This window comes from Fodinicola feengrottensis (assembly GCF_039530045.1).
GTDB classification, from domain to species: domain Bacteria; phylum Actinomycetota; class Actinomycetes; order Mycobacteriales; family HKI-0501; genus Fodinicola; species Fodinicola feengrottensis.
Genome location: NZ_BAAANY010000017.1, coordinates 101,312 through 116,983 on the forward strand (window position 1 = coordinate 101,312; position 15,672 = coordinate 116,983).

General features: G+C 63.6%; 16 protein-coding genes and 2 pseudogenes. 9 read left to right on the plus strand and 9 right to left on the minus strand.

Features of this window, described 5'->3' with window-relative positions; genetic code table 11:
* The first annotated feature begins 4 nt into the window (after window positions 1–4).
* The 4 genes from ABD301_RS22060 (at window position 5) to ABD301_RS22075 (ending at window position 3,944) form a co-directional block, all read left to right on the plus strand.
* The gene (locus ABD301_RS22060) at window positions 5–505 is read left to right on the plus strand and encodes a hypothetical protein (protein ID WP_344312246.1); all 501 of its coding nucleotides are present in this window, start codon (window positions 5–7) and stop codon (window positions 503–505) included.
* 187 nt (window positions 506–692) lie between these two features.
* Window positions 693–1,052: an MFS transporter gene (locus ABD301_RS22065; RefSeq protein WP_163569964.1), complete on the plus strand. Its 360-nt coding sequence runs from the start codon at window positions 693–695 to the stop codon at window positions 1,050–1,052.
* A gap of 13 nt (window positions 1,053–1,065) precedes the next feature.
* Window positions 1,066–2,277 carry an aminotransferase class V-fold PLP-dependent enzyme gene (locus tag ABD301_RS22070; protein WP_344312247.1) on the plus strand — a complete coding sequence of 404 codons (1,212 nt, stop codon included), beginning with the start codon at window positions 1,066–1,068 and terminating at the stop codon, window positions 2,275–2,277.
* A 269-nt stretch (window positions 2,278–2,546) separates the two neighbouring features.
* Entirely contained in the window at window positions 2,547–3,944 is a 1,398-nt protein-coding gene (locus ABD301_RS22075; protein WP_344312248.1) for an aminotransferase-like domain-containing protein, read from the plus strand.
* A gap of 177 nt (window positions 3,945–4,121) precedes the next feature.
* On the opposite strand, the gene ABD301_RS22080 is transcribed toward ABD301_RS22075, so the two are convergent.
* Entirely contained in the window at window positions 4,122–4,676 is a 555-nt protein-coding gene (locus ABD301_RS22080; RefSeq protein ID WP_344312341.1) for a LysR family substrate-binding domain-containing protein, read from the minus strand.
* Window positions 4,677–4,794: 118 nt separating this feature from the next.
* Here ABD301_RS22080 and ABD301_RS22085 point away from each other — a divergent pair, with 118 nt between their 5' ends.
* Window positions 4,795–6,129, plus strand: coding sequence for an amidohydrolase family protein (locus tag ABD301_RS22085; protein WP_344312343.1), 1,335 nt, complete (start codon window positions 4,795–4,797; stop codon window positions 6,127–6,129).
* Between the two features lie 248 nt (window positions 6,130–6,377).
* On the opposite strand, the gene ABD301_RS22090 is transcribed toward ABD301_RS22085, so the two are convergent.
* Window positions 6,378–6,818, minus strand: a complete 441-nt coding sequence (locus ABD301_RS22090) for a hypothetical protein (RefSeq protein WP_344312249.1) — start codon at window positions 6,816–6,818, stop codon at window positions 6,378–6,380.
* A 138-nt stretch (window positions 6,819–6,956) separates the two neighbouring features.
* Window positions 6,957–7,706, minus strand: a complete 750-nt coding sequence (locus ABD301_RS22095; protein WP_344312250.1) for a class I SAM-dependent methyltransferase — start codon at window positions 7,704–7,706, stop codon at window positions 6,957–6,959.
* A 354-nt stretch (window positions 7,707–8,060) separates the two neighbouring features.
* Here ABD301_RS22095 and ABD301_RS22100 point away from each other — a divergent pair, with 354 nt between their 5' ends.
* Window positions 8,061–8,768, plus strand: a complete 708-nt coding sequence (locus tag ABD301_RS22100; protein WP_344312345.1) for a DsbA family protein — start codon at window positions 8,061–8,063, stop codon at window positions 8,766–8,768.
* Window positions 8,769–8,774: 6 nt separating this feature from the next.
* Here ABD301_RS22100 and ABD301_RS42495 read toward each other — a convergent pair.
* The 3 genes and pseudogenes from ABD301_RS42495 to ABD301_RS22105 form a co-directional block, all read right to left on the minus strand.
* Window positions 8,775–8,966, minus strand: a pseudogene (locus ABD301_RS42495) (DUF427 domain-containing protein); the annotation flags it as partial.
* 25 nt (window positions 8,967–8,991) lie between these two features.
* A pseudogene (locus ABD301_RS42500) lies at window positions 8,992–9,090 on the minus strand (DUF427 domain-containing protein); the annotation flags it as partial.
* Window positions 9,091–9,209: 119 nt separating this feature from the next.
* Complete coding sequence (locus ABD301_RS22105; RefSeq protein ID WP_344312252.1) at window positions 9,210–9,758, minus strand: YceI family protein; 549 nt, start codon at window positions 9,756–9,758, stop codon at window positions 9,210–9,212.
* Window positions 9,759–9,996: 238 nt separating this feature from the next.
* Between ABD301_RS22105 and ABD301_RS22110 the strand changes: the two genes are divergently transcribed.
* Complete coding sequence (locus tag ABD301_RS22110; protein WP_344312255.1) at window positions 9,997–11,196, plus strand: trans-sulfuration enzyme family protein; 1,200 nt, start codon at window positions 9,997–9,999, stop codon at window positions 11,194–11,196.
* A 754-nt stretch (window positions 11,197–11,950) separates the two neighbouring features.
* Here the strand turns inward: ABD301_RS22110 and ABD301_RS22115 are convergent.
* Window positions 11,951–12,619 (minus strand): carboxymuconolactone decarboxylase family protein, encoded by a 669-nt coding sequence (locus ABD301_RS22115; RefSeq protein WP_344312257.1) that lies wholly within the window; start codon window positions 12,617–12,619, stop codon window positions 11,951–11,953.
* Between the two features lie 73 nt (window positions 12,620–12,692).
* On the opposite strand from ABD301_RS22115, the gene ABD301_RS22120 reads away from it, so the two are divergent.
* Window positions 12,693–13,292: a TetR/AcrR family transcriptional regulator gene (locus ABD301_RS22120; protein WP_344312258.1), complete on the plus strand. Its 600-nt coding sequence runs from the start codon at window positions 12,693–12,695 to the stop codon at window positions 13,290–13,292.
* Window positions 13,286–13,639 (plus strand): hypothetical protein, encoded by a 354-nt coding sequence (locus tag ABD301_RS22125; protein ID WP_344312259.1) that lies wholly within the window; start codon window positions 13,286–13,288, stop codon window positions 13,637–13,639. Before ABD301_RS22120 ends, ABD301_RS22125 begins: the two co-directional genes overlap by 7 nt.
* 184 nt (window positions 13,640–13,823) lie before the next feature.
* Here ABD301_RS22125 and ABD301_RS22130 read toward each other — a convergent pair whose 3' ends face one another.
* Together ABD301_RS22130 and ABD301_RS22135 are read right to left on the minus strand one after the other, a co-directional pair.
* Entirely contained in the window at window positions 13,824–14,750 is a 927-nt protein-coding gene (locus ABD301_RS22130) for a tyrosine-type recombinase/integrase (RefSeq protein WP_344312262.1), read from the minus strand.
* A 270-nt stretch (window positions 14,751–15,020) separates the two neighbouring features.
* Entirely contained in the window at window positions 15,021–15,245 is a 225-nt protein-coding gene (locus tag ABD301_RS22135; RefSeq protein WP_344312263.1) for a hypothetical protein, read from the minus strand.
* Between the last annotated feature and the right edge of the window lie 427 nt (window positions 15,246–15,672).

A 15,672-nucleotide genomic window follows, 5' to 3' on the forward strand; every position in this document is an offset into this window, starting at 1 on the left:
GGTCATGACAACCCTGACTAAACGGCACAAGGTTCTGATCGCGGCTGGCGCTGCAGTAGTAGTGGTCGTCGCTGGAGTCGCCGGATGGCTCGGCACCACCGCCCACGGTGGATCAACTCCCCAAGCTGCCGCACAGGCGCCGGCAAATCCAGAACAACAGCAAGGGCAGGCCGGACACGCCGCGGCCAAAGGTGGCCAGCCGGCGGCAAAGTCGACACCGACCCGGCACATCCAGCTGACCGTGACCGGCAGCGGCCCGGTGTCCATCGCGTACGACACCACCGGAACAGGCTTGGTACGCCGCGAAAACAGCATCGCGCTACCTTGGCACGACGAGTACAGGTGGCCGGCCAACCAGCCCCTGCAGGTCGTCCAGTTGCTGGTCCAGAGCACAAAAGCGGCTACATGCACGGTCACGGTCGACGGAAAGGTGGCGGTGTCCAAGACGTCGACGGCAGAAAACCCGGTCGCTATCTGCTACGCAAAATTCACCCCGACTCGTTGAGAATCTACGCAGTCCGGTAATCATGATGCCCGCCGCTTGACGAGCGCGACCGTCGGCCGACAGCCGGCGGTCGACAGCCGGAGTGACCCGACCGCCGACAACGCGGCGCGTGGCCTGAACGCGACAGGGTGGCTGGCCGGCGCCGGCACCAGCGGCGGGGGCACCGGCGACTGTGCGATGGCGAGCGTTGCTGCTCGCGCTGGTCGTCGTCGCCGCGCATCCGACCGCGCGAGCCGTGATCTACGTCGTCGCGTTGCCCAAGGCGGCCGTGGGCACGTTCTTCGAGCCGGCGGGCATGGCGCTGCTGCAGGTGATCGTGCATGCCAAGGACCAGGGGCGGGCCAACTCGCTGAGCCAGACCAGCACGGTGGTCGGCGAACTCGCCGGAACCACCCTGGCGGCATTCTCGTGGCCCACACTGCACACCTACTGGATAACGTTCATCATTACGCCGCGCTCTACCAGCCTCTCGCGGCGCTCGACAATATGCAGAACGCTTTCCTGGCGCCTAGAAACTGATACTGTGAAACGTGAATACATTGAATAGCGCTACCAACCAAATGTCGGAAGCACTTCTGGACGTCAATGCGTTGCGGGCGGACACTCCCGGCTGCGAATCGGTGATCCACTTCAACAACTCGGGGTGCGGGCTGCTCGCACGTCCAGTCCTCAAGGCTATGATTGACCATCTCGTCCTTGAGTCGCGGATAGGCGGTTACGAAGCCGCCGCAGCACAGGCGGAACGCGTTAGCGACTTTCATGCGTCGATCGCCGAGCTGATCGGTTGCCACGCTCGGAACATCGCGTTCGCCGGAAGCGCTACCCAGGCGTACACTAACGCGTTGTCCGCGATTCCATTTCAGCGCGGGGATGTCATCCTCACCACTCGTAACGACTTCATCTCGAACCAGATCGCGTTCCTGTCACTGCGGAAACGGTTCGGCGTGGATGTCGTGCACGCGCCTGATCATCCCGACGGCAGTGGTGTCGACGTAGCAGCGATGGTGAAACTGATGCGAGAGCTGCGCCCGCGGCTGGTCGCGGTGACCCATGTACCCACTAACTCAGGTCTGGTTCAACCTGTTGAGGCTATCGGTCGACACGTCCGCGAGTTGGATCTGCTCTACCTGGTCGACGCGTGCCAGTCGGTAGGCCAGTATCCGATTGACGTGCACCAGATCGGCTGCGACCTGCTGACAGCGACTTGCCGCAAGTTTCTCCGCGGACCGCGCGGCTCGGGTTTCCTGTATGTGTCCGACCGCGTCCTGAACGATGGCTACGAGCCGCTGTTCATTGACATGTACGGCGCGCGCTGGGTGGCGCCCGGGCAATATCGGCCAGTGAATAGCGCACAGCGATTCGAAGAATGGGAGTTCCCGTACTCGGTGGTCCTGGGGTGCGCGGCCGCCGCGCGCTACGCGCTGCACGTGGGATTGGACAGCATCGCGGCGCGCACACCGGTGCTTGGTGCCTACCTACGTGACCAACTGGCCTCGATACCCGGCGTACGCACCCTCGACCGCGGTCCGACCCCAGCGGCCCTGGTCACATTCGACGTTGCCGGGTGGGGACCACAGTCGTTCAAACGAGCCATGGACGAGCGCAAAGTGAACTCCGCACTCAGCTTCCGCGGCCTGGCGCAGTACGACTTCGGCGACAAGAACGTCGACTGGTGCCTGCGCCTGTCCCCGCACTACTACAACACCGAGGAAGAGGTTGACATGGTCGTCGGGTTCGTCGAGGATCTCGCCCCGAGTCCGGTGTCGGACTGAGAAGCAGATAATGGCAGGAGACCTAACGCACGAAGAGGCACGGCGACGCCGCCAATTGCTTGACCAGATCACCTACGCGGTTGACATTGACCTAGCGCGCGGACCTGAACGGTTTGAGTCGGTCGAACAGGCTGACTGCGGCGGTACGTGCGGGTAGGAATCGGCCCCATTGGTCGACATCGGTCGCAAGACCAGTCTGAGCCCAGGCCAAGGGCTCGGCGTTCCCGTCTCACGCCCACGGGCAGCTGGTAGCGCTATTGTTAGACACCGTGAGTGGGAATAACACTGCCGTATCGCGGCTTACGCGGGACCTGCGGCAATTGATTGCGGGTCTCGCGCCTGGTGATCAGTTGCCGACCAGCCGCGAGCTGATGGAACAGCACCATGTCGGCCCCGGGACGGTGAGCCGCGCCATTGGCATATTGGCCCTGGAAGGCGTGCTGACTACGCGGCCCGGCAGCGGGACCTTCGTGTCGGCGACCAAGGCCACCCCGAATCGGCCCATCGACACCGGCTGGCAGGCCATGGCGTTGGCGGATCGAGTCGTCGACACGCGTTCACTGTCAGACCAGTTGGGTCCGCCCACGGATGGAACGATCATGCTGGACGGCGGTTACCTACACCCCGCGTTGCAGCCGACCAGCCTTCTCACCGGTGCACTCGTACGGGCGGCACGTCGCCCAGGTTCCTGGGATCGCGCACCCATCAACGGGCTCGCCGCATTGCGTTCGGTTTTCGCGACATTGACGGGCGCGTCAGCCGACGATGTGCTGATCACTGCCGGCGGACAGGACGCCCTGTCGATCGCATTCCGGGCGATAGCGGTACCGGGCAGTGCCGTACTGGTCGAGTCTCCTACCTATCACGGCGCGTTGGCCGCGATCCGTAGTGCCGGTCTTCGCCCCGTCCCGGTGCCACTCGATGATGATGGCCTGACGCCGGAATTCCTCGAGGAGGCGTTCGCGCTTAGTGGCGCTCGGCTGCTTTACTGCCAGCCCACCTATCACAACCCGACTGGTGCCGTATTGTCATCCGAACGCCGCCAACGGGTGCTTGAAATAGCCCGTACGGCCGGCGCTTTCGTCATCGAGGACGACTTCGCTAGGTTCCTCGGCCACACCCCGACGGTTCCGCCGCCGTTGATCCATGATGACCGCCACGGCACGGTCGTCTACATCACCTCATTGACGAAACCGGCCGCGCCGAGCTTCCGAATCGCTGCCATGGTCGCGCGCGGTCCTGTGATGGAACGGCTGCGAGCGACGCGTCGGGTCAGTGATTTCTTCGTCAGCCGCCCGCTACAGGAAGCGGCGCTGGAGCTGATGAGCTCGGCCGGCTGGGAACGACACCTCAAGACACTGTCCGCCCAGCTTCGCAACCGATGCACCGCGCTCGTGACGGCATTGCGTACTGAGCTGCCAACGTGGACGGTCCGCCATGTTCCCGGCGGAGGACTCCACCTCTGGGTCCAGCTACCGGCTGGCCTCAGCGACATTGACATCACGGCCGTCGCCCGTCGCCAGCGAGTCGGCGTCAGCGCTGGAACTCGCTACTTCCCTGCTGAACCGAGCGCCGCGTATCTTCGGATCGGCTTCGGCGCCGCCACTGACGAAGCCGACCTCGCCGAAAGTGCGTGCCGCCTCGCGGAAGTCGTCACCAAATCATGAATAGATCCGGTAGCCGCCAAAGTGAGACCTCCTGGTACTAGCCTGTGTTGTTCACCACGACATCGCTGTTTCGCGCACCTGTAATAGAAGGCATGGTCTTGTCGCTGTCGATTTTCTGCGTTCACTGCGAGGTGAACGCGCGGACGGGTCCTGACAGTTCGTCGGGTCTGCTGATGGTCACCACGTTCGGCCCCGTGGCGCTGTCGCGCAGGGCCGGTAAGTGATGTCGGGCAGGGTGATGCGTTCTGTGGCGGTGGGGACGATGGCCACGCCCACTCCGGCCGAGGCGAGCGCGAGGACGCCGAGGGTGCCACTCACCAGGTGGACGCGAGAGCGGTGCGCATGGAGGCCTGGTCCGAGCCGGGTGAGTACGGTCTCGTCGTCCTCGCGGGACGCGAACACAATGAGGTTCCTGTCGACCAGGTCGGCGACGGTCACCGACGCGCCGGTGGCCAGCTCATGGTCAGGTCGCATGGCGATCGACAGCGTCGTCCTCGCGCGACAGGTGACCACGAGGTCGCCAGTGTGGTCAAGGCCAAGGTCGAGGCTGTAGCCGATGTCGAGTGCGCCCTCGCGGACGCCTTGGAGCTGCGCGGCTGGGGCAAGCTCGACCAGGTTCAGTTCCACGCGTGGATGGGCCCGGTGGACACGGTGCAAGTCCGCGGTCAGGACGCCCTGCAGGACAGTGACACCGGAGAACCCGATTCGTACCGCGCCGATCTCGCCACTGATACCTGTTGGAGGTGAGCGATTTCCCGGTCCAGCGCACCTTCGCGACCAAAGGCAGCGAACTGGAGCGCGACATCAAACAATCAGCGACGGATTGGCTGCTGCGAAAGGGGGAAGCGTGATGGTCACGACAGGCACCACGGTGACCGACGTCGCCGTCTTCAACGGGACAGACCTGCTCGACGGTCGCTACAACGTCTCCATCGGAGAGTCCACGATCACCGCCATCAGCCCGGCGGACACAGCCCCGCCCCCCGGACCGACCGTCGACGGTGCCGGGGCGACCCTGCTGCCCGGCCTGCTCGACGCCCACGTGCACTTCAGCGGCCCCGATGAGCTCTCAACGCTCGCTCGATTCGGCGTGACTACAGCTCTGGACATGGGCACCTGGCCCCCGACCCTCGTCGCCACCCTGCGCACAGCCGGACAAGGCACCGACATTCGCAGCAGCGGCGCACCGCTGGCCGGTGTGGGCGGCCCACACTCTCGGATCCCGGGCTTTCCCGCCGAGAACCTGGTCGCGACCCCGGAACAGGCCCGCCGCTGCGTCGCCCAGCAAGCCGCCGAAGGAGTCGACTACAGCAAGCTGGTTCTCGAGCGGCCCGGGGCGGGAGGCCCCGGCCTGGACACCGCGACCGCTGCGGTCGAGGCGGCCCACGCGGCCGGGCTGCGGGTAGTGGCGCATGCCAGCCACACCGGCGCCGTGGCCCTTGGCCTCCAGGCTGGAGTCGACGTCCTCACCCACGCCCCACTCGACGCCGTCCTCCACGAGGATCTCGTACGGGCAATCACCGACACGGAGCTCATCGTGGTGCCCACACTGATCATGATGCGCGGCAGCGCCCACAACCTCGGCAACCCAGCCCTGTCCTACGATCACGCGCGCAACACGGTCACAGCGCTGCACCGGGCCGGTGCCACCATCATCGCTGGCACGGACGCCAACAACGCTCCCGGAGTTCCCGCTGCGGTACCTCATGGCAGCAGCCTGCACGACGAACTGGACCTGCTGGTGGAAGCCGGTCTGAGCCCACGTCAGGCACTGCGGTCCGCGACTAGCGTTCCCGCCACCGCGTTCGCCCTCCATGACCGCGGCCGCATCCGCCCCGGCCTGCGCGCCGACCTGCTTCTGGTCACCGGCGACCCGGTGTCCGACGTCTCTGCGGCCCGTCAGATTCGAAGTGTCTGGACGGCCGGTCGCGCTGTTGACGTGGTGGCGCAGAACGACCGGACGGACACTGACGGCGCCAACTCGCACTCGCATCGCAGCCGGTCCGACCATGTCGCCCACCGTTGCCCGGCCGAAGAATCCACTCGCGGTTCTTGGATGCAGAGGATCTCGACCTCGAAGACTTCGCCAGGTCCGGCGGGAGCGTTCAGTAACCGTTCGACGGGTTCAGCGGCGATCCGGACCATCCTGCCCAGGTCATTCCCTCCTGCCAGGAGGGGTCCCTAACACGAACGGTGTTTCTGGCGTGTTCGGTTAGTAGGTTTCGGTGTCCGGCCAGCGACAACGGCTCCGCCCCGGCACACCCAAACCACAAAAAGCCCATCACCCCCATCCCGCAAACGATGTCCACAATGGACAGACAAATCACGGGAACACAAAGCCCTATCGTGAATTTTGAGGTTAGACGGGAAAACCCGGAGCAATTCCACATGCGACTGATAGCCACGAAACTAGTGTCAATCGACACCGGTTGGTCATCGCTGCCAGGTCCAGCTACGCAGGTGCGCCCGCACCTGGTCAAACTCCGTAATGCTGATAGCACGTGCGAGGCGGATGCTCTGCTTGCCATTTCTGAACCAGAGGCCACGATGCTTTCGCCGGAGCGGGATTGTGCGTTCGTAGGCGAACGCTTCGTGCGGTCGCCACAGCTGTCCACTCAGCTCAGAACAAAGTAACTGGGTCTGCCGATCCAACGGCCCTAAGCCGAGCTGCTGGATCACCCACTTGGGCGGTATGGTGCCCCCGATCCTTATGGTGACAAAACCAGCTCCGGCCCAGGCCACCTCGGACGCGAGATTCTTGGGCCGCTCCGTAGGCACGAAGGCGACGTATCTGTCGGTCGCCACGACAATCCCGCGCCCCGCTGTGGCGGCGCCCATGGTCCACCAACCTTCTTCGATCAATTCCCTCTCCATGGCGTGATGCTATATGAAGCAACAAAAGCCGAGGCAGCCGGCGCGGGCGTTTTGCCGGCCTGGATACACGCGTTCGGGAGTGGTGCGCAAAATACGCAGTCGAACAGACCACGACGCTTCTTCCATCGACCCACGCAACTATGCCGTCTGTGACCGTCGAGCGTCGACGAACTGCAGGAACTTGATTGTTCTGGTCGCGATGATCGAGAATCCGCGATCGGCGAGCAAGGTTGACAATTCCTCTGGTTCGAATATCCGTGCGGTGGCTACGGCACCCAGGTACGGAGTAAGCCGCCGGCTTACCCCGTGTCCTGTTGTGGTAACGGATAAAGTGACCAACCCGCCGGGACGCACCACCCGGTGCAGTTGGTCAATCACGCTGCCCGCATCATCCACCAGTTGCAGCATGATTGATGAATTGGCTGCATCTACGCTCGCGTCGCGTATCGGTAGTCGCTCGGCGTTAGCGCGCAGGTAGCCGGTATTCGTCGGTGAGCTGCGAGCAACTGCCCGTGCGAGCATCTTGTCCGACAGGTCTACTCCCACGACGAGTCCGCCAGAGCCAACGGCCTTGGCTAGCGTGCAGGTAATGTTTCCCGGGCCGCAGCCCAGGTCAAGAACGGTCGTTCCGCGTTCCAGGCTGAGCCGCTCCGGCACCTTCCGAGTATATGGAATGAGAACTCGCCCGAGTGGATTCATTAACTGGTCGTACACCACAGCACCGTACCTGTTAAGCCAAAGAGACTGCGCTCGGCCTGCGGATCGCATCGGCGCGTTGCCAAGTGCATCGATATATCCGCCGCGGATGTCGATCTGCCCGCTCGACATTTCCAGCAGGGGGATGATTCGGCGGATTGCGGGCGATAAAGTACCGTTCTGGACTGTCACTCCTGACACCTCCCGAGTCATACATCGACTTTCAGTGGCGAGGCTCGCTGGATGAACTCGACGTACGCGATCAGTCAAATCCGGTCACCAAGCGCGTGCACTCGCCAAATATTTCTGGTAGTCGCGGCTCTGTTTGACAGTTGCGGATGGATTGGCGAAGGCTAATGAAACGAGATTGCACCATGCGTCAGGTTCGCGCGATACCTGCCGCGATGGTGAACGGAAAACCACCGAGACAACCGGTACACAATTCTCGCACCAATATGGACCATCTCCACGGCCGAACGAGTCATACGATTGTCACTCCAAAGATGTAACCGTACATCAGTGTCCGATGAAAGTGTGACGCGTACGATGACCGATCCAAGGCTCCCCCATTCCCCAGATCTGCTCGTTATCTACTCTGATATCAACTGTTCCTTCGCCCATCTGGCTGTCCACCGACTCCATGAAGAGAGGGCGAGACTGGGATTGACCGGCCGGATCTGGTTCGATCATCGGGCGTTTCCGCTGGAGTTGTTCAACCAGGCGGTGAACTCACGGCCAGGAGTCGACTCAGAGGTCGCGGTCGTGGGCGCTCTGGCGCCGGAGGCTGGCTGGCGGTTGTGGCGAGAGCCGGACTGGACTTATCCGGTCACCATGCTGCCGGCGCTCGAAGCGGTTCAGGCAGCCAAAGCACAGGGCTGGCAGGCCAGCGCACTGCTTGATCGGTCCCTGCGCCGGGCGTTCTGGGCAGAACACCGCTGCATCTCGTTGCAGTCGGTCATTCTGGAGGTGGCCGCTGAAACCGGTGGCATCGATGTGAGTCACTTGGAGGCTGCACTGGTCAGCGGGGTGTTCCGGTCCGAGGTCATCGAGCAATTCCGGACAGCCCAGAACAGAGAGGCCGTGAAGTGCAGTCCGCACGTCTTCCTCGCGGACGGCACCAGCGAGCCAAACCCCGGCGTACGTGCGAGGTGGGTGAACGGTGAGTTTGGCATCGGATTCCCGGTGATCGAGGCCGATGATCCCACCGTTATCACCAAACTCGTACGCCGGACCGCTGAGCTCGCCGGTCTGTGATTGCTGCTAACTACCGATGACCGCTCCATCGACGCTGGTCCGCACATCCTCGCCGAGAAAGCACAAGCATCCCGAGATTTGCCGAGCTTCGGGAAGGGGGTCATCGTAGAACCACGCAGCGTCCTCGAGGACCCTCTCCGAAAGCTGCAACGTCCGGTACGACGCGGTGCCTTTGTACGGGCAGATGGTATGGGTAGCACTGGGCCGGAGAAATGTCGCTCCGTACGTCGTCTACGGGAACATAGAAACGGTTAGGAAGTCCGGTCTCCGACCCCAACAGCGTACGCCGGGTGTCAGCGACCTCTACGTCCGCGGCCGTCACTCGGACATGCGGCTGGTGTGGCGGATGTCTACCCGGTGATAGCGATAACAGCGCAACGACCGACCAAAGCCCCGCATTCCGCGTCAGCTCCAGACAAACACGCGGCTCCGCGACGGTGGCTAGGGTTGCCTGATGAGCTCGACATACGCGCTCAAGTCGACTCTATTACCAAGTGCGTCGCCGCCATTCGACAGTTGAGCCTGCCAGGTCAGTCCCCAGTCTCGGCGGTCGATCGTTGCGGTGAGCTGGACGGCGGTACGAGTTTGGCCAACGAGGTCTTGGATTACAGCGCTGTGACTGCCGGCGGCCCTGAATGGCTTAGTTACACCTTTTATCGTCAGGTTCCCAGACATACTGAGCGAGGCGCCGTCGCCGAGCCGTACGTCGCTGGAACTGAACGTTATCTCCGGATGATTTCGGGCGTCGAAGAAGTCGGCTCCGTTGACGATGTGCTCCCGAAATGCGATCGGATTCTTGATCGAGATCGACTCCACCCGCGCCGATCCGTGGAGCCGACCGATCGACTCACCCAGGGTAGTAGTGACATCGACCGAGTCAAAGGTACCTCGAAATATTCCTATCCCCATATGTTTCACCGAAAACTGGAACGTTGAGTGCGTCGGATCCGCGACGAAGGTGCCGCTCAATCGTTCTGCAGTGTCGCTCATCTGTACAACGCTCCTCATGGCTGGCGGTTCGACCGGCACAACCATATGCCATGCATATGCGTACACAGGGTCCATTTACCCACCGGATTCGTATACCAATCCACATCTGGGCGAGCCTGTCGCATGTTCGCTACCGTAGACGAGAGTGTTCCAAAACTCGACCCTGTTCCAGCAGGTGAACGACAGATTCGCGCAAACCTCCTGAACATGTGGGAGGACAACAGACAGGAGCCAAGATATGGTTGACAGCGCTAGCACTCACCGTATCGCCACTATCAGCGTGCATGCGGGAAACGGAATCGATCGCGAAACTGGAGCGATCCGCCGCCCGCTGGTCATGGCCAACTCCTACGCGTTGCCAGCGGACCCGTCCGAACTGAACTGGTCAAACACCGACCAGTTGTTCTACGCCCGAAACAGCAACGCGAACCAACTCTACCTACAAAGCAAACTCGCGGCTTTGGAAGGCGCAGCCGACGCGGTGGTGATGGCCACCGGAGTCGCCGCGTTGCACGGAATGTTCTTCACCCTGCTGAACACAGGTGATCACATCGTGTGTTCCGATGTCACCTACCTCGCCGTCTACCGCCTGCTGACCGAACTGTTGCCGACGAAGTACGGCATCAGCACCACCCTCGTGGACAGTTCTGATCCCGATGCGGTGCGGGACGCCATCCGGCCGGAGACCAAATTGGTGCACATAGAGACCCCCGCGAATCCAACAACTCAGTTGACCGACATCGAGGCGGTTGCGGACATCGCACACCGCGCCGGCGCCCTGCTCAGCGTCGACTCAACGTTCGCAACACCCATCCTGCAAAGGCCTTTGAACCTGGGTGCGGACCTGGTCGTGCATTCTCTGACCAAATACATCAACGGGCACGGTGACGCTATGGGCGGCTCCGTAGCCGGCAGCACAGAGCTCATCGACAGGATCAGAAACGAGTGCCTGGTCAATGTCGGCGGCGCGATCAGCCCTTTCAACGCGTGGCTCATCATGCGCGGATCGGTGACCCTCCCGATGCGAATGCGGCAACACTGTAAGAACGCCTTGCACATCGCCCGCTTCCTGGAGGGACATCCAGCAGTGGCTTACGTCCGCTATCCCGGTCTGCCCACCCACCCACAACATTCTCTGGCCAACCGTCAGCTAAACGGGGGTTTCGGTGGCATGCTTGCGTTCGGGCTCTGCGGCGACGCCGACGCGCACAACCGTTTCGTCGCGGACTTGAGGATTATCACGTCGGCGGTCTCGCTCGGACACGACGAGTCACTCATCGTGTACGTCGCTGGAAACGACGAGCGGGCCCATCTATATCCCGAACCGTTTCGAAAATGGGGTCACCTGCGATTTTCCGCAGGCATCGAGGATCCGCACGATCTCATCGATGACCTGAGTCAAGCACTCGCCAAAACGCAGCCACCGACGACCCAATAGCCTTACGAAAGGTTTCTTACTCCACGGTGACTCCTTCGGAGATCGCCATGCTTGCGGGAGGTTGAATCGGACCAGGTCGTCGCCGCCCGTCGAGGTCGACATCTGGGCGGTCGGCCACCCTACGGATATCGACTGCTTGACGCCGGACCGCACCCAACCGCGCCCAGGTGGCGTGGGGCCGCCGACTGCACAGACTCGGCCCTGGCCCATTCCTTTCCGGCCGTCACCTGCCGCTCTCGCGATGCGCGGATGTGTCGTATTCGCTGCCGCGGTCGAAACGGACCACGGCGCCGCCAGCCATGCTGTCGTCGTGGCCATCTCCCAGCCAGTTGCGACTGACATGGCGCAGCCATGCCTGTTGCCGTTCAGGTACCGAATGTTGCGCGATTCATTAGTCAAGTCGGCTGTCGGATCTGACTTGTGTCGGATGTGGGTTGACGGCTTGCAGCGCCGACACTATGCAAGGCTGGCTCTCCAACCGCGGCCTGGACCGATCTTCGTGAGCGAGTGCCGGCTCTGAGCGGTTGCCCGTTCGAGGGCGTCTGGATGCGCTCGAACGTATTGAACGCATGTCTCATCTGGGCGTTGACCAGCTCCACCGGTGCAGCATCATCCGAGCCACAGCGTGGCAGCAGGCTTGGGGTCTGCCGCACGGTCCGCACGGCGCACGGTCCCGTCCCCGGCGCACGCGTCATCGGACCACCGCGAGGGTGACGGTCAACCGGCGTAGATCACCGTCACCTTCGCGGTGGGTTCAGGCGGCGGTGGTGAGCGACGCGAGGTGTGCGTTCAGCGCCTTCCAGGCTCGCCAGGCGCGGGTCATGCCGAACATCGCGTTGAACCGCAGTGCCGCGCGTACGTCCTCGACCGTGGCGCCGCCGCTCAACGCGCGATTGACGTGGATCTGGAAGGTCTCGTCCAGCGTCTGGTAGTGCACGTCGACGCTCATTGTGGCGAAAGCTCGCTCTCGTACCGAAAGTGTGCCTTGTGACCGCATCCGCGACTGCAGGTCGAAGTGCTCGGCGAAGTGCGGGTCCAGCTCGCTGAGTTGAGCTCTTACGGCCGGTGGCAGCGGGCTTGGCGCGGCGTCCGGACCGGTCGACACCAGCTCAGCCGGAAGTGGCTCGGCATCCGGCGGCGCGACCCCGAGCGCCGCCTCGATTTCCTCCAGCCGCTCGAAAGCCGCCAGTGCTGCGTGATATCCCGTGTCGTACGACGCAAACCGCAACAGTGCGCGGATGTCCACAGTGGACACACCACGCTCCACTCCGGCGCGCACATGCAGGTCGAACGGAGCGCCGAGGGTGCTCTGGCACACGTCCGCCACGACCGACAGAAACACCTTCTCCCGATCGGTCAGCTCCGAGATGGCCCACACGTGCTCGCGGGTGGCCTGCGCCAGCTGTCTGAAAACCTTGTCCACCAGCCGTTTCCTCTCACTGTACGTCCGTAGGGCTACGACTGTAGCGCGACTGTTGTGCGGCTACAATAGCTCGGTGACCGCTCGCCGCACCCCCAACGCTCGTGGCCAGGGTGAACGTCTTCGCGAAGAGATGGTCGACGCGGCCGTACGGATGCTGGACGACCTTGCCGACGACGAAGCGCTGTCGCTGCGTGCCGTGGCCCGCGAGGTGTCGATCGCCGCGACCTCCGTCTACCTGCACTTTCCGGATCGCGACGCGCTCGTGCTGGCCGCCATGCAGCGCTGCCATGAGGAGTTGGTCGGCTCCGGCGACCAGGCGGAGGCGGCGGCGAGCGATCCAGCGGCCGGGCTGCGAGCGCGCATAGTGGCGCAATGCGCGTGGGCCGAAAGCCATCCAGGCCTTTACAAGGTCCTGCACGAAAGCAAGGTCAACCGAGCGCTTGGCATGCCGTTCAAGGCGGTGCTGGTCGAGCGTACGGTTGCCGGCGTGCAGCGCTGCATGGACGCCGGGCTCGCGCCGGCCGGCGATGCCGGGACGGTCGCAATCGACCTGCGTACGGCCGTCAATGGCATGCTCTCCCAGCGCATCAACGAACCCGACCTGCCGTGGCCGCCGGTCACCGAGCAGCTCGATCGTTTCCTCGCGAAACTGGTGGGACTGACAAAATGGTGACTTTCCGTTGGAAAGAGACGGATCCGGAGCATCCGGCGCTGGATCTGCTGTCCGACCCGCGTACCGGCTATCAGTTCTGTCCGGTGCGCGACCGGCCGTTACGCGGCAGCCAGCTGGATGACGACCGATGGGCCGAGGTCGTCGCGACCGGCGTGCCGGATCCGGGCCGGTCCACGATGATTGCGACCTGCCCGCCGGGCACCTGGGTCGTCAGTGGTGGAGGCGGTTCCACCGGCAACGGCACCCCCACCGACTCGTATCCCGACGGTCGGGCATGGCACATATACGGTCTAAGTGGCGGCCAGGACGCCAATCCCTTCTGGGCCGATGTGATCTGCGGGAACTGATCGCATCAAGGGACCACCTGAACAGCCAAACCCGAGTCGCCGTCGAAGTCGTCACAAGCCGGGCCGCCGTTACGCACTAAGTTCGGCAAACTCGGAATACACGACATTCGCGGCGAGGGCAAACCGTGATTGAAGTGGGGGTCCTGGCCACCTGCCAGGGGCCTTACGGTCGCGCCCCAAAGCCTTAACCGGGCTTTGCCCCAGCCCGACGAGCGATGTGGTGGGTGGGCTCCGGTCGCGGGTCGCACTGGCAGCCGGGGCTGTCCGTCATTCCGTGCCGCGCGGTGGCGGTGGGTGGCCCGGAGGCCAAGACCTCAGGCGTCGGAGTAGTCGGCCTGCAACCACGCCGGTGACCTGCGCGGCGGCGCCGCGGCGCTTGAGCATGATCTTGATCCCGTTGGCGGCCAGTCGGCGCCCGCCCCTGTCGGCCAGCCACAGGTCCGCCAGGCCAGCGCCGACATGTTTGGCCCGTGCGCGTAGATATCGGCTCAACGCCCGGGCCGTCTTTGGGGCCGAACCGTACCCGACGCTCCTTGCCGTGATACCGGACAGTCTCGGTGCTCATGTCCAGGTCCATCAGGGTCAGGGTGGCGACCTCGGACAGTCGGGCTCCGGTGTTGCAGTACAGCCGGATAATCGCCTCGTCACGCACCTGGTGGAACTGTTTCCCCTTACACATCTCCAGAATCTTCGCGGTGTCCTGGTCCCGCAGCACCGGGACCAGTTTCTGGTCGATCTTGGGTTGGCGAACCCGCGCCATGGGTGACTGGTCGATCTCGTTCTCGTCGACCTCCAGCCACTTGAAGAACTGCTGCAGGCACTTGTGCTTGTTCAACGCGGTGGACGCCGACCGGGTCTGGATCATCCACGCCTGGAGCGCCTCCACATGCGCCCGGGTGACCCGCGCCGGGTCCCCCGCCGCGTCATCGGCGTCCGGGTAGGGTGAGTACTCGCCCAGATAGCCAGTGAGCTGCGCGGCAGAGAGCAGGTAGTTGTAGCGGGTGGTCTCCGGGTAGTTCCCGGACCGCAGCGTGCGGTCCCAGTCCCGCAGATAGTTACTCCACGTAGTCGACAGGCCTTCCGTGAGCCTGTCCAGCCTCAGTAGCGGCATCAGCGAAATCTCCCGAGTCAAGGGGTCCAACAGCGGCATGCTTGACCTCGGAGAACGCATCGCGAGCATAAAACAGGGGTTTCCACAGGCTCTGACCTGTGGAAACCCCTGACACCGTCGGGACGACAGGATTTGAACCTGCGACCCCTTGACCCCCAGGCATCTGCGGGGCCGGCCGGGCCTGTGCCTGAATAACGCCTGACCTCGCGAAACATCCACGAGAGTCCATGGCCGTCCGTGGCACGGTCACTACCGTTGTCACTCAGTTTGTCACTCAGCCGCGCGCCGCCGGTCGTACGCCGGATGCCAGTTGAGCGGCCGTTTGCACGCCGATTCCAGCGCGGCCATGAACCATCCCGTACAGCCGGCGCACAGATCGGACGCGGTGATCAAGCCTTCCGCCAGCGCGTCGATGCACGACTTCTTGCACGGTCCGTACGCCCAGTGGCTAGGGCAGCTGGTCCTCGGATCGGTCTCCCGGTTACTGGTTGTCATGGTCGTGCTCCCTCTGGCCGCAGCCCTCGCCCGAAACGGCATGACTCGTGAGATCTGCGAGCCACCCCTTTCCCCCGGCGTCGGGGGGATGTCTGCGGATGTCAACCGATGACCGGTGTCAAGGGTCAGCTCTGCTGATCGCGTAGCGACGCCGTAGGCGCCCTTGACACGAACCCGAAGGGCGGTCGTCGGTAGGCTTCCGCTCCCCCCGGGGCTGGGGAAAGGAATCGGCCGTCAGGCCGGGGCATCCCGATCTTGGATGCCCTCACAGCGCGGCGAAGCCGCTTCCGATTTGCCCGTGCTCACTCTGGCCGTATGCCGCCAATGACGACCGACATCTCTACGACCCGGTGCGCCGGAGGTGTGCCAGGCGACGGCTGTCCGAGGACGGCGCCCCAGCGCCGCCCGCAGTGGCGGGCGGGGCCTG